The organism is Paracoccus sp. KR1-242, from assembly GCF_049446195.1.
Classification (GTDB): Bacteria; Pseudomonadota; Alphaproteobacteria; order Rhodobacterales; family Rhodobacteraceae; genus Paracoccus; species Paracoccus broussonetiae.
Genome location: NZ_JBMSED010000001.1, coordinates 359,361 through 372,469, shown reverse-complemented (window position 1 = coordinate 372,469; position 13,109 = coordinate 359,361). Strand labels below are relative to the sequence as shown.

Sequence of the window (13,109 nt, the reverse complement as noted above, 5' to 3'; positions counted from 1 at the left end):
CGGAATTCGGGAGGAAAGACCATGCTACGCCTTGGCGTGAACATCGACCATGTCGCCACCATCCGCAATGCGCGCGGCACGCCCTGGCCCGACCCGGTGCGCGCCGCCGAACTGGCCGAGGCCGCCGGGGCCGACGGCATCACCGCGCATCTGCGCGAGGATCGACGCCACATCTCGGACGCGGATATCGACAACCTGATGGCGCAGCTGCGCCTGCCCCTGAACCTGGAAATGGCCGCGACCACGGAAATGCAGACCATTGCGCTGCGCCACCGCCCGCACGCAGTCTGCATCGTCCCCGAAAAACGCGAAGAGCGCACGACCGAGGGCGGGCTGGATGTCGCCGGAAACGAGGCACACCTGGCCGGTTTCATCGCGCCCCTGCGCGACGCAGGGTGCCGCGTGTCGCTGTTCATCGGCCATGAACCCGCCCAGATCGAGGCCGCGGCGCGGATCGGCGCGGCGGTCGTCGAACTTCACACCGGCGCCTATTGCGACTTCGACACCGAGGGCCGGGTGGCGGAACGCGACGCCGAACTGGCCGCGCTGCGCAAGGGCGCGGCGCTGGCGGCAAGCCTTGGGCTTGAGGTCCATGCCGGCCACGGGCTGACCTTCGACACGGTCGGGCCGATCGCCGCGATCCCCGAGTTCAAGGAGTTGAACATCGGACATTTCCTGATCGCGGAATCGGTCTTCATCGGGCTGGACCAGGCGATCCGCGAAATGCGCCGCCGGATGGACGCGGCGCGCGCATGATCCTTGGCATCGGCTCGGATCTTGCCAATATCGACCGCATCGCGGGGGTACTGGATCGCCATGGCGACCGCTTTCGCAATCGCGTCTTCACCGAGACCGAGCTGGCCCTTGCCGCACGCCGCAAGCTTGAGGCCGCGACCCTGGCCAAACGCTGGGCCGCGAAGGAGGCCTGCTCAAAGGCGCTTGGCACCGGGCTTGCCATGGGCATCAGCTGGAAGGACATGGCCGTGCGCAACCTGCCCAGCGGCCAGCCCACCATGCATCTGACCGGCTGGGCGGCGGAACGCCTGCGCAGCATGACGCCTGCGGGCCACCGGGCCTTCGTCCATGTCACCCTGACCGACGATCACCCCTGGGCGCAGGCCTTCGTGGTGATCGAGGCGCTTCCCGAGGGCGTGATCGCCCCCATGTTTACCGGCGCTTCCGCTTGACTTTGTCTTGTCGCGCGGCCCATGAACGCGCGAATTCCGCATGAGGGGACCGGCATCCATGGCCAAAAGCGAAGCCCGCAAAGATGGCGGCATCTGGGAAACCGTCAAGACCATCTTCTGGGCCCTGCTGATCGCGGGGGTGTTCCGCACGCTGTTCTTCCAGCCGTTCTGGATCCCCTCGGGCAGCATGAAGGACACGTTGCTGATCGGCGACTTCCTGTTCGTCAACAAGATGGCCTATGGCTATTCCCAGCATTCCTGCCCCTTCTCGATGTGTCCGATCTCGGGGCGGATCCTTGGCTCGGAACCCGAGCGTGGTGACGTCGTCGTCTTCCGCCATCCGACGCGTGGCGACGACTTCATCAAGCGGCTGATCGGCCTGCCGGGCGACCGCATCCAGATGCGCAACGGTGTCCTTTACATCAATGGCGAGGCTGCGCCGCAGGTCGCCAACGGCACCTTCACCGAGGAACAGGCTCCGCAGGGACCGCAAGGCAGCCTGCCCTGCCCCAGCCAGATCCGCGCCGCGACCGACGGTCAATGCGTCTCCGAGCGCATGACCGAAACGCTGCCCAACGGCGTCAGCCATGACGTGCTGAACCTGACGGACAACGGGCCGGGCGACAACACGCCGGAATTCACCGTGCCCGAGGGGAATTACTTCTTCATGGGCGACAACCGGGACAATTCGGGCGACTCGCGCTGGCCTGCCTCGCTGGGCGGCGTCGGCATGGTTCCGGCGGAATACCTGATCGGCCGTGCCGACCGGATCATGTTCTCGTCCGCGGGCAAGTCGCTGCTGTATTTCTGGACCTGGCGCCCGGATCGTTTCTTCAAGGCCGTCGAATAAGGAAGAATTGCCGCGGAAGGGGGGCCGTGGCAGGATCGGAACATGAAGATTTCTGCCGAACTACGCGCCTTCTCGGGACGGCTGGGCCATGACTTCGCCCGGCCCGAACTGCTGCAGCGCGCCCTGACCCACGGCTCTATCGCCAGCACGACCCGCCCCGACAACCAGCGCCTGGAGTTCCTGGGCGACCGCGTCCTGGGGCTGACCATGGCCGAAGCGCTGTTTTCGGCCGACCGCGCCGCAAGCGAGGGCCAGCTTGCCCCCCGCTACAACGCGCTGGTCAAGGGCGAGACTTGCGCCGCCGTCGCGCGCGAAATCGGACTGGGCGACGTCCTGAAGCTTGGCCGCTCGGAAATGCTGTCCGGCGGCCGCCGCAAGGAAGCTCTGCTCGCCGACGCGCTTGAGGCGGTCATCGCCGCGATCTACCTTGATGCGGGGCTGGAGGCCGCGCGCAGGGTCATCCTGAAGCATTGGGCAGACCGGCTGAAGAATGTCGATTCCGACAGCCGCGACGCCAAGACCGTCCTGCAGGAATGGGCGCAGGCCAATGGCATGACGCCGCCCCGCTATGTCCAGACCGCCCGCTCGGGGCCGGACCATGCGCCGGAATTCGAAATCACCGTCAGGCTGGACGACGGGCGCGAAGCCATCGCCAGCGGACAGGGCACCAAACGCAGCATCGAGCAGGCGGCCGCACAGGCCCTGCTGGACCGGATCGAAGGAACGACATGACCGACACGCGCGCAGGCTTCGTTGCCCTGATCGGCGAACCGAACGCCGGGAAATCCACCCTGCTGAACCGGATGGTCGGGGCCAAGGTCTCGATCGTCACGCACAAGGTGCAGACGACGCGCGCCCGCATCCGCGGCATCGCGATGCACGAGAATGCCCAGATCGTCTTCGTCGACACGCCCGGCATCTTTCGCCCGCGCCGCCGTCTGGACCGCAGCATGGTCAAGGCCGCATGGGGCGGGGCTGCCGATGCCGACGTGATCCTGCTCCTGATCGAGGCGCATCGCGGCCTGACGGACGGAGCGCAATCCATTATCGACAACCTGCGCGAAAACGCGGGCAAGACCCCCGTGGCGCTGGTCATCAACAAGATCGACCGCGTCAAGGCCGAGGTGCTGCTGGCGCTGTCGCAGGAGTTGAACAGCAAGTTCGAATTCGCCAAGACCTTCATGGTCTCGGCCGAAAAGGGCTATGGCTGCAACGATCTCGCCGATTGGCTGGCGGCCGAGGTGCCCGAAAGCCCGTGGCTTTATCCCGAGGATCAGGTGGCCGACCTGCCGATGCGCATGATCGCCGCCGAGATCACGCGCGAGAAACTGACCCTGCGCCTGCACGAGGAAATCCCCTACCAGCTGACGGTGGAAACCGAGAAGTGGGAGGAGAAGAAGGATGGCTCGGCGCGGGTGGACCAGATCGTCTATGTCGCGCGTCCCGGACACAAGGGCATCGTCCTTGGCAAGGGCGGCGAGACGATCAAGGCCGTCGGTCAGGCTGCGCGCGCCGAATTGTCGGAATTCATGGGCCGCCCGGTCCACCTGTTCCTGCAAGTGAAGGTGCGCGAAAACTGGCTGGACGAGGCCGAGCGCTATAACGAAATGGGCCTGGATTTCCGCGACGGCGATGCCTGAGGCGCGGTTGGCGGCGGGGATCTGGGTCTCGGCCTATCTTCGCCGGCTGCAGCTGGCCGACATTCCCGCCTATGTCCTGCGCCACGGCGACGATACCGCGGGCGCGGTCATGGTCAAATGCGCGACGCTGGACGGCCGTGCCAGCCTGTGGGTGCGGGAATGGGATTTCGAGACCGATGAACGCCCTTGGATCAACCTCTCCGGGGGCGCCGAGCGTGAAATCGACGCCGAGATTGCCCGCCATTCCGGCCGCGATCCGGACCTGTGGGTCATCGAGATCGAAAGCCGTGACGGAGCCACGCTGCTGGATCAGCCGGGGCTGGTCTGAATCCCCGGAAAAGCCCTAAATCTTGTGGCTTTCCCGTGACATTCCGGCCGTGACCCCCTATAAGATGGGAGCCCAAGGCAGGATAAGATGACAATGACCGAACCCGCCCCCCAGCCCTCCGAATATGGCGCCGATTCCATCAAGGTTCTCAAGGGCCTGGAAGCTGTGCGCAAGCGTCCCGGCATGTATATCGGGGACACGGATGACGGCTCGGGTCTGCATCACATGGTCTACGAGGTCGTCGACAACGGCATCGACGAGGCGCTGGCCGGTCACGCCGATTTCGTGCGCGTCAAGATCCATGCCGACAGCAGCGTTTCCGTGCGCGACAACGGCCGCGGCATCCCGGTCGACATGCACCCGACCGAAGGCGTCAGCGCGGCCGAAGTCATCATGACCCAGCTGCATGCGGGCGGGAAGTTCGACCAGAACAGCTACAAGGTTTCGGGCGGCCTGCATGGCGTCGGCGTTTCCGTCGTCAACGCGCTGTCAGACTGGCTGGAGCTGCGCGTCTGGCGCAACGGCAAGGAACATTTCGCCCGCTTCGAACATGGCGACACGGTCGAGCACCTGCGCGTCGTCGGCGATGCCGCGCCGGGCGAAAAGGGAACCGAAGTGCGCTTCCTGGCTTCCTCACGCGAAGACAGCGCCGAAGGCACCTTCTCGAACCGCGACTTCGTCTACAAGACGCTGGAAAACCGCCTGCGGGAACTGGCCTTCCTGAATTCCGGCGTGCGCATCATCCTTGAGGACGAGCGGCCTGCCGAACCCCTCAGGACCGAGCTTTACTACGAAGGCGGCGTGCGGGAATTCGTGAAATTCATCGATCGCTCGAAAACGCCGGTCATGTCCGACCCGATCTTCATCCAGGGCGAAAAGAACGGCATCGGGATCGAGGTCGCGATGTGGTGGAACGACAGCTACCACGAAACGGTGCTGCCCTTTACCAACAACATCCCGCAGCGCGACGGCGGCACCCACCTGGCGGGCTTCCGCGGCGCGCTGACCCGCGTCATCAACAATTACGCCCAGTCCAGCGGCGCCGCCAAGCGTGAGAAGGTCGACTTCACCGGCGACGACGCCCGTGAAGGGCTGACCTGCGTTCTGTCCGTCAAGGTGCCGGATCCGAAATTCTCCAGCCAGACCAAGGACAAGCTGGTCTCGTCCGAGGTGCGCCCCGCCGTCGAGGGACTCGTGGGCGAGAAGCTGGCCGAATGGTTCGAGGAAAACCCTGCCGAGGCAAAGCAGATCGTCGGCAAGATCGTCGAGGCCGCCCTCGCCCGCGAAGCCGCCCGCAAGGCGCGCGAACTGACCCGCCGCAAGACGGCGATGGACGTTGCCTCGCTGCCCGGCAAGCTGGCCGACTGCCAGGAAAAGGATCCCTCGCTTTCCGAACTGTTCATCGTCGAGGGTGACTCGGCAGGTGGTTCGGCGAAACAGGGCCGCTCGCGCCAGAACCAGGCGGTCCTGCCGCTGCGCGGCAAGATCCTGAACGTCGAGCGCGCGCGCTTTGACCGGATGCTCAGCAGCGACCAGGTCGGCACGCTGATCACCGCGCTGGGGACCAGCATCGGGCGGGACGAATTCAACCTGGACAAGCTGCGCTACCACAAGATCGTCATCATGACCGATGCCGATGTCGACGGCGCGCATATCCGCACCCTGCTGCTGACCTTCTTCTTCCGCCAGATGCCGGAACTGATCGAGGCCGGGCACCTGTATATCGCGCAACCGCCGCTGTACAAAGTCAGCCGCGGCCGGTCCGAGGTCTATCTGAAGGACGAAGCCGCGCTTGAGGATTACCTGATCGAGCAGGGCATCGACGGCGCGAGCCTGCGGCTTGGCAGCGGCGAAAGCATCTCGGGTGCCGACCTTGCCCGCGTCGTGGACGAAGCGCGCATTGCGCGGCGCATCCTGCGCGCCTATCCGACCCATTACCCGTCCCACATCACCGAGCAGGCGGCGATTGCCGGCGCGCTGGTGCAGGGCCGTGTCGATTCCGATGCGCAGGGCGTGGCCGAAGCGGTGGCCCGCCGCCTGGACATGATCGCCGAGGAATATGAACGCGGCTGGTCCGGTCGCCCGACCCAGGATGCCGGCATCCGACTGACCCGCCAAGTGCGCGGGGTCGAGGAAAGCCGCACACTGGACGGCCCGATGCTGCGCAGCGGCGAAAGCCGCAGGCTGGGCGCGATGACGGCAAGCCTTCAGGAAACCTATGGCCAGACCGCGCATCTGATCCGCAAGGATCGCGACATCCCGATTCACGGCCCTCTGGGGCTTTTGCAGGCGATTTTCCTGGAAGGGGAAAAGGGGCTGTCGCTGCAGCGCTACAAGGGTCTGGGCGAAATGAACCCCGAACAGCTGTGGGAAACGACTCTGGACCCGGCCGCGCGGACCATGCTGCAAGTGCGCGTTGAGGACGTCAGCGAGGCAGATGACATCTTCACCAAGCTCATGGGTGATGTTGTTGAGCCACGCCGAGATTTCATTCAACAGAACGCGCTTAACGTGGAAAACCTTGATATATGAGGGAATAATTCCGTTTTTTGACGAATTACCCCTCGACTTCACGATCGCTTGCGTAGAATATTAAGCTACGGATTCACGCTTTGGCCTTGGATTTCGTCCGCGTGAGATGTTTGCTGCATCGCAGCTGGCGCGACGAGCCGCCTCGCCGTAGCGCGTGCGCCTGTTGAACGATGCAGTTAGCCTCTGGAGACAAGACATGAATGTGAAGCATCTTACGATGATGGCAGCCTCGCTTGCACTCGGTGCAGGTGCTGCCAGTGCCGGTGGCTACACGCCCCCCGTCGCCGAACCGGTCATTGCTCCCGTGGCCGTCGAACCGGTTGCGAACTGGGCTGGTGGCTATGCCGGTGTGACCCTGGGCTATGCCTTCGGTGGCAGCGACCGCGTTGGCATCACTGACGTAGCGACCGAAACCCTGTTGGGTGATATCGGCGAAATGGAGCTCGACGGCGTCAATGGCGGCGTCCGCGCCGGTTACCGCTGGCAACGCGACAACTGGGTGTTCGGCCCGGAACTTGGCTATGAAATCGGCGACATCAAGGGTGACACCTCGGGCGTCATCGGCGGCACCGAACTCGGCGCCGATGCCAAGGTCAAGAACATGCTCGCCCTGCGCTTCAAGACCGGCTACGTCGTCCGTCCGGACACGATGGTCTATGGTATCGCCGGCTGGGGCCGCGCCGATATCGACTATGAAGTCGCAGGTGAAGATGTCGGCTATGACACCGACGGCTACATCGTGGGTCTTGGCGTTGAAAAGCAGCTGACCGACCGCATGTCGATGACCGCGGAATACGAATACGCGAACTTTGGCAAGGAACGGCTGGAAGCCGCGGGTTACACCACCGAAGCCACCGTCGACTACAGCAACATCAAGCTGGGCCTGAACTTCCGGTTCTAAGATCCGGCAGCACAGCAGTTGCAGAAAGGGCCGCCTTGGGCGGCCCTTTTTCATATCCGTCCGCGACGCGCCCGACCCAAAGGCGCGGAACCGCCCACTGGCAGGACGACGACGGCGCGCGTCCCGCAGGCCATCGCGAAGCCGGTGGGAACCAGCGCGCGCAGCGCCGGATCGTCGCAGGCAAGCCCCCCGGTATAGGCCCCGAAAGCGGGCAGAAGCAGATGCTGCCCCCCCAGCAGGAAGCTGCGCCGACGCTCTCCCGCAAGGCGTACGACCGGGTGGTAATGGCCAGAGATATCGGGCCCCTGCCCCGAAAGCGCCGCGTGGCGCAGGGTGACGCGGCCGATCATCGCAGCCTCGGCCGCCCGGCCCGGCATGCCTTGCGGGGGACCGGGATCGTGATTGCCGCCGATCCAGACCCAGTCCCGGCCAAGGGCCAGCGCCCCGATCCGCCGCACAACCTGCGCGTCCAGCGCGGTCACGGCGGCCAGATCATCGAAACCGTCACCCAGGCTGACCACCGCCGCGGGGTCCAGCGCCGCAACCTCGGCCGATAGTCGCTCCAGCGTCAGCAATCCTTCATAGGGTGGAAGCAGGGGACCGCCGCGCCGCGCCAACCGCTCGGACTTGCCCAGATGCAGGTCCGAGACGATCAGCCAGCGCCCCTCGGGCCACCACAGCGCGCCAGAGGGGCGGGCCTCCAGCACCAGCCCGTGAAAGGCGAAGCGGTAGCCCGTCATCCCAGCGCCTCCAGCCCGGCGGCCTGCATCAGGGCCGCGGCTTCGATCTGGGCCAGCCGGTCGCGCCCCTCGCCCCGGATCGGAACCTTGCCGATCTCAAGCAGCAAAGGCGCGGCCATGGGCGAGACCCTGTCGAGCATCCGGTGTTCGCGCCGGGGAGCGCGGGCCAGCATCTCCTCGATCCGGCCGAAATCGACCAGCCCGCGCCCGGCTTCGCCAGCGGTGATGCGCAGCATCAGGTGGCCGGGATCGTATTTGCGCAGCGTGTCGTAAAGGATGTCGCTGGAAAAGGTCGCCTGCCGTCCCGACTTGCGATTGCCGGGCATGTTGCGATGGATCAGCCCCGCGACCGTTGCGACATTGCGGAAGGTGCGCTTCATGACCGCATTTTCCCCCAGCCAATCCCCCAGACCCGCGCGCAGCCGGTCGCTGTCCAACAGCCGTTCCGGCGCGGTCACGGGATCAAGCGACCAGATCAGCAGCGCATAATCGGTCATCAGGAAGCCTAGGGGTCCCAGCCCCTCGCCCTCCATCTCACGGGTCAGCAGCAGGCCAAGGGTCTGCAGCGCGTTTCGCCCGGCAAAGCCGTAAAGCGCGAAATGCCACAGCCCGGCATGGGGAAAGCTTTCCGACAGAAGCACCCCCGGCTCGGGCAGGCGCGAGACCTGCGCCTGAAGCCGCAGCCAGTCACGTGTATCCGGGGGCAGGACGTCATGGCGAGAAGGGTCGCCGATCAGCGCCAGAACGCGATGGGCAAGCTGGGTCGACATGGCAAGCTTGACCCCTGAATAGACCGCGATCTTGGGCTGGCGGGTCGGGACCGGCGTGACCTCGATTACCATTTCGCGCATCGCATCCATGCGGACGACCTTGCCGCCGATCAGGAAACTGTCGCCGGGAACAAGGCTTGCCGCAAAATCCTCCTCGACCTCGCCCAAGGGGGTGCCGCCGCGCCCGCGCAGACGGACCTTGACCATCTCGGCCTCGACAATGGTGCCGACATTCATGCGCAGCAGCTTCGCGGCACGCGGATCGCGCAGATGCCACAGCCCGCCCCGCAGCATCAATCGCTGCCAGCGGTCATAGGCGCGAAGCGCATAGCCCCCCGTCGCCGCGAAATCCAGGCAGGCGTCGAAATCGGCACGGCATAGGGCGCGATAGGGACCGGCGGTGCGGATCTCGGCCCACAGCGCATCCGCGTCAAAGGGTGCCGCACAGGCCGTCAGCAGGATGTGCTGGCAAAGCACGTCCAGCGGCCCCGGACCGCGCGGCGTCCCGTCCAGATCGCGCAGGCGCACCGCCTCAAGCGCGGCGACGCATTCGATCTGTTCGAACCGGTTTGCCGGCACGATCCGCGCCATCGACGGCGCGTTATAGCGATGGTTGGCCCTGCCGATGCGCTGGACCAGGCGCTTGACGTTCTTCGGAGCGCCGACCTGAATCACCAGGTCGACCGCGCCCCAGTCGATGCCAAGATCAAGGCTGCCCGTCGCAACCACCGCGCGCAATTCTCCGGCGGCCATCGCCGCCTCAACGCGGGCGCGCTGTTCGCGCGCAAGGCTGCCGTGATGCAGCCCGATGGGCAGGTTGTCGACATTCGCGGCCCACAGCGCCTGAAAGAACAATTCGGCCTGCGCGCGGGTATTGATGAAGATGATCGTGGTGCGGGCCTGCCTGACCGCTTCCAGCACCTCGGGGACCGCGTAATGACCCCCGCCGCCTGCCCAGGGCGCGGGCTGTTCGGTCGCAAGCATGGCGATGTCGGGATCGGGTCCGGGATCGGCCAGATGAACGGTGACGGGACCGGCGCCCGCCATGAAATCGACCAGCGCCTGCGGATCCTCGACCGTCGCGGAAAGGCCCGTCACCCGCATGGCGGGCGACAGGCTGCGCAGGCGGGCCAACCCCAGCATCAGCTGGTCGCCGCGCTTGCTTTCGGCCAGCGCGTGCAACTCGTCCAGCACGACGCGGCGAAGACCGGCGAAAATCGCGGGTGCTTCGGGATAGCTCAGCATCAGGGCCAGGCTTTCGGGCGTGGTCAGCAGGATTTCGGGCGGATCGACGCGCTGGCGGCGGCGCTGGGTCGCGCCGGTATCTCCGGTGCGGTCCTCGACCCGGATCGGCAGGCCCAACTCGGCCACCGGCCGGGCAAGGTTGCGCCCGATATCCGCCGTCAGCGCCTTCAATGGTGAGACGTAGAGCGTGTGGACCGACCCCTTGCGCCCGCCCGCCCGCAATTCGACCAGCGAAGGCAGGAAGCCGGCAAGGGTCTTGCCACCGCCCGTCGGCGCGATCAGCAGGCTGTCGCCCGGCGTTTCCAGCAGGGCAAGCTGGTGCGGATGGGGCTGCCAGCCCTTGCTGGCGAACCAGTCCCGGAATTCGGGCGGCAGGGTCACAGCATCGCCTCCAGCGCGGACAGGTGATCCGCCTCCAGCGCGGGCTTGTCCCAGCGGATGCGGCTGATCCGGGGAAAGCGCATGGCGACGCCCGAGCGGTGGCGGGTCGAGCGGTTCACCCCCTCGAATGCGACTTCGACCACCAGCCGGGGTTCCAGCGCGCGGACGGGGCCGTAACGCTCGACCGTGTGCTGGCGCACGAAGCGGTCCAGTTCGATCAGCTCGGCATCGGTGAAGCCGAAATAGGCCTTGCCGACAGGGACCAGTTCCTCGCCCCGCCACAATCCAAAGGTGAAGTCCGAGTGAAAGCCCGACCGCTTGCCATGACCGCGCTGCGCATAGATCAGCACCGCATCGACCACCATGGGATCGCGCTTCCACTTGAACCATGGTCCGCGCGGACGCCCGGACAGATAGGCACTGTCCCGGCGCTTGATCATCACCCCTTCGATCACGGCAGCAGGAGGGTCCGCACGCAGGGCAGCCAGATCGTCCCAGCTTGCGAAATCCAGCAGAGGAGAGACATCGATGCGCGAGCTGCCGAAATCGGCGGCCTCAAGCTGGGCGCGGCGCGTCGTCAACGGTTCGCTCCGCAGATCCCGGCCCTGCCATGTCAGCAGGTCGTAAAGCCGCAGCCCGGCGGGGTGGCTGGTCAGCAGCGACTTGCCGACCGTCTTGCGGTTCAGCCGCTTCTGCAGATCCCCGAAAGGGGCCACCGTATCGTCGCGCCGCACCAGCAGTTCGCCATCCGCCGTGCCCTCGAACCCCATTTCGGCGATCACGTCGGGAAAAGCGTGCGAGATATCCTCGCCAGTGCGGGAATAAAGCCTGCGCACGCCGCCTTCGCTGACGGCCTGCACCCGGATGCCGTCCCATTTCCATTCAGCGATATATTCGACGGGGTGCAGGGCGCGCAGCTCGTCCAGATCGGTCGGCGTGGACAGCATCACGGGCCGGAAGGGGGCCAGCGCGGCGCCCCGTGGGACAGCGCCCCCGCCGATCCAGTCGAAAAGCGCGGCATAGGGCGGCGTCAGCCCGTGCCAGACCTCTTCCATCTCGGGAACGGAGGGGCCGCCCATCGCGGCCAGCGCCATCCGGGCCATGCGCGCCGACAATCCGACCCGCAGGTTGCCGGTCGCGAGCTTCAGGAAGGCCAGCCGCTCGGACGGGCCAAGCCGGTCCAGCATTGCCGCGATCGCGGCGGGCAACGCGGCCTTCCCGGTTCCCTGAAGCAGCGCCACCGCCTGAGACAACGAGGGGTCGTCCTCGGCCCCGCCGGGCCAGATCAGCGCGATGGTTTCGGCCAGATCGCCCACAAAATCATAGCTGAGCGCCAGCAGCTGCCCATCGACCCGCTCGGCCGCAAGGCCACGCAGAAGCGACGGCGTGACTGTCCGCAATTGCAGGTCGCCGGTCAGGGCGGCCAAGGCCCAGCCCCGGTCCGGATCGGGTGTCCGCTGCAGGTAGTGCTGCAAAAGCAGCAGCTTGGCATTGCGTGCCGGGGTAAAGGCCAGGCGTTCCAGCAAAGCGGCAAAGGCTTTCATTCCGCCTCGTCCTCATACCCGACCAGCCGCAGGGGCCGCGCGGCGATCTGGGCCAGCTCGCACCAGCGGATCACCCCGTCTTCGGTCCCGTGCGTGACCCAGACCTCGGACGGGGACAGTTCGGTCAGCGTCCCTGTCAGCGCCGGCCAGTCGACGTGATCGCTGATGACCAGCGGCAGTTCGGCCCCGCGCTGGCGCGCCCGCGCACGAACCGCCATCCAGCCCGAGGCAAAGCCGATCACCGGGTCGCGAAATCGCTGCACCCAGGGGCTGGCAAAGGCCGAGGGCGGCGCGATCACAAGTTGGGCGGGCACCTGATCCGCGGTGGCGGGGATCAACTCGCCAAGCGGGACACCGCAGTCCTGATAGTAATCGCAAAGCGTCTTCAGCGCACCGTGGATGGCAATCGGCGCATCATGGCCCGCAGCGCGCACCAGAGCGATAAGATGTTGCGCCTTTCCCAAGGCATAGGCACCGATCAGGTGCGGACGATCGGGAAATTCGGCCATGCTGGCAAGAAGCCGGGCGATCTCGGTTGCGGGATCGGGGAAGTTGAAGACCGGCAGGCCAAAGGTCGCCTCGGTCACGAAGACATCGCAGGCGACCGGAACGAAGGGCGCACAGGTCGGGTTCGGATGACGGGAATAGTCGCCCGAAACCACGATCCGCGGCCCGTTTACCGCCGTGACCGAGATCTGCGAGGAACCGAGCACGTGTCCGGCAGGGTGAAAACCCACGCTGACGCCGCCGATACGCGTCTCGGCCCCGGCAATCTCGGTGGTTCCGGCAAAGCCTTCACCCATGCGCAGGCGCATGATGTCCAGCGTCTCACGCGTGGCCATGACCGCGCCGTGACCCATGCGGGCATGGTCGCTGTGGGCATGGGTGATCAGCGCGCGCGGAACCGGCTGCAGCGGGTCGATGTGGAAATCACCCTCGGGGCAGTACAGCCCGGCCTTGGTGGGAAAGAGCAGGTCTTCAGCGCGCATGT

12 protein-coding genes are annotated in these 13,109 nt (G+C 66.0%); 8 read left to right on the top strand and 4 right to left on the bottom strand.

Annotated elements, in window-relative coordinates:
- Positions 1 to 21: 21 nt before the first annotated feature.
- The 8 genes from ACO2Q4_RS01815 (at position 22) to ACO2Q4_RS01780 (ending at position 7,438) form a co-directional block, all read left to right on the top strand.
- Positions 22 to 756, top strand: a complete 735-nt coding sequence (locus ACO2Q4_RS01815; protein ID WP_423316921.1) for a pyridoxine 5'-phosphate synthase — start codon at positions 22 to 24, stop codon at positions 754 to 756.
- Complete coding sequence (gene acpS / locus ACO2Q4_RS01810) at positions 753 to 1,187, top strand: holo-ACP synthase (RefSeq protein WP_311761513.1); 435 nt, start codon at positions 753 to 755, stop codon at positions 1,185 to 1,187. The genes ACO2Q4_RS01815 and acpS overlap by 4 nt, the downstream gene beginning before the upstream one ends.
- A 58-nt stretch (positions 1,188 to 1,245) precedes the next feature.
- A complete protein-coding gene (gene lepB / locus ACO2Q4_RS01805; protein WP_311761512.1) occupies positions 1,246 to 2,037 on the top strand; it encodes a signal peptidase I in 792 nt (263 codons plus the stop codon).
- A gap of 42 nt (positions 2,038 to 2,079) precedes the next feature.
- Positions 2,080 to 2,769, top strand: coding sequence for a ribonuclease III (gene rnc, locus ACO2Q4_RS01800; RefSeq protein ID WP_423316916.1), 690 nt, complete (start codon positions 2,080 to 2,082; stop codon positions 2,767 to 2,769).
- A complete protein-coding gene (era, locus tag ACO2Q4_RS01795; RefSeq protein ID WP_311761510.1) occupies positions 2,766 to 3,677 on the top strand; it encodes a GTPase Era in 912 nt (303 codons plus the stop codon). Before rnc ends, era begins: the two co-directional genes overlap by 4 nt.
- Positions 3,670 to 4,005 carry a DUF1491 family protein gene (locus ACO2Q4_RS01790; protein ID WP_311761509.1) on the top strand — a complete coding sequence of 112 codons (336 nt, stop codon included), beginning with the start codon at positions 3,670 to 3,672 and terminating at the stop codon, positions 4,003 to 4,005. The genes era and ACO2Q4_RS01790 overlap by 8 nt, the downstream gene beginning before the upstream one ends.
- Positions 4,006 to 4,098: 93 nt before the next feature.
- Complete coding sequence (gyrB, locus tag ACO2Q4_RS01785) at positions 4,099 to 6,537, top strand: DNA topoisomerase (ATP-hydrolyzing) subunit B (protein WP_311761508.1); 2,439 nt, start codon at positions 4,099 to 4,101, stop codon at positions 6,535 to 6,537.
- Between the two features lie 196 nt (positions 6,538 to 6,733).
- The gene (locus ACO2Q4_RS01780; RefSeq protein ID WP_311761507.1) at positions 6,734 to 7,438 is read left to right on the top strand and encodes an outer membrane protein; all 705 of its coding nucleotides are present in this window, start codon (positions 6,734 to 6,736) and stop codon (positions 7,436 to 7,438) included.
- A 50-nt stretch (positions 7,439 to 7,488) separates the two neighbouring features.
- On the opposite strand, the gene pdeM is transcribed toward ACO2Q4_RS01780, so the two are convergent.
- Genes pdeM through ACO2Q4_RS01760 form a run of 4 tightly spaced genes read right to left on the bottom strand, consistent with a single transcriptional unit; the run spans position 7,489 to position 13,107 of the window.
- Positions 7,489 to 8,178 carry a ligase-associated DNA damage response endonuclease PdeM gene (gene pdeM, locus ACO2Q4_RS01775; protein WP_423316913.1) on the bottom strand — a complete coding sequence of 230 codons (690 nt, stop codon included), beginning with the start codon at positions 8,176 to 8,178 and terminating at the stop codon, positions 7,489 to 7,491.
- The gene (locus ACO2Q4_RS01770) at positions 8,175 to 10,574 is read right to left on the bottom strand and encodes a ligase-associated DNA damage response DEXH box helicase (protein ID WP_423316911.1); all 2,400 of its coding nucleotides are present in this window, start codon (positions 10,572 to 10,574) and stop codon (positions 8,175 to 8,177) included. The genes pdeM and ACO2Q4_RS01770 overlap by 4 nt, the downstream gene beginning before the upstream one ends.
- A complete protein-coding gene (locus tag ACO2Q4_RS01765) occupies positions 10,571 to 12,118 on the bottom strand; it encodes a cisplatin damage response ATP-dependent DNA ligase (RefSeq protein ID WP_423316909.1) in 1,548 nt (515 codons plus the stop codon). Before ACO2Q4_RS01765 ends, ACO2Q4_RS01770 begins: the two co-directional genes overlap by 4 nt.
- Positions 12,115 to 13,107 carry a ligase-associated DNA damage response exonuclease gene (locus ACO2Q4_RS01760; protein ID WP_423316907.1) on the bottom strand — a complete coding sequence of 331 codons (993 nt, stop codon included), beginning with the start codon at positions 13,105 to 13,107 and terminating at the stop codon, positions 12,115 to 12,117. Before ACO2Q4_RS01760 ends, ACO2Q4_RS01765 begins: the two co-directional genes overlap by 4 nt.
- Positions 13,108 to 13,109: the final 2 nt, after the last annotated feature.

Coding starts and splice junctions, on each gene's coding strand:
- ACO2Q4_RS01815 (WP_423316921.1), top strand. CDS start 22: ATGCTACGCCTTGGCGTGAACATCGACCATGTCGCCACCATCCGCAAT.
- acpS (WP_311761513.1), top strand. CDS start 753: ATGATCCTTGGCATCGGCTCGGATCTTGCCAATATCGACCGCATCGCG.
- lepB (WP_311761512.1), top strand. CDS start 1,246: ATGGCCAAAAGCGAAGCCCGCAAAGATGGCGGCATCTGGGAAACCGTC.
- rnc (WP_423316916.1), top strand. CDS start 2,080: ATGAAGATTTCTGCCGAACTACGCGCCTTCTCGGGACGGCTGGGCCAT.
- era (WP_311761510.1), top strand. CDS start 2,766: ATGACCGACACGCGCGCAGGCTTCGTTGCCCTGATCGGCGAACCGAAC.
- ACO2Q4_RS01790 (WP_311761509.1), top strand. CDS start 3,670: ATGCCTGAGGCGCGGTTGGCGGCGGGGATCTGGGTCTCGGCCTATCTT.
- gyrB (WP_311761508.1), top strand. CDS start 4,099: ATGACCGAACCCGCCCCCCAGCCCTCCGAATATGGCGCCGATTCCATC.
- ACO2Q4_RS01780 (WP_311761507.1), top strand. CDS start 6,734: ATGAATGTGAAGCATCTTACGATGATGGCAGCCTCGCTTGCACTCGGT.
- pdeM (WP_423316913.1), bottom strand. CDS start 8,178: ATGACGGGCTACCGCTTCGCCTTTCACGGGCTGGTGCTGGAGGCCCGC.
- ACO2Q4_RS01765 (WP_423316909.1), bottom strand. CDS start 12,118: ATGAAAGCCTTTGCCGCTTTGCTGGAACGCCTGGCCTTTACCCCGGCA.
- ACO2Q4_RS01760 (WP_423316907.1), bottom strand. CDS start 13,107: ATGCGCGCTGAAGACCTGCTCTTTCCCACCAAGGCCGGGCTGTACTGC.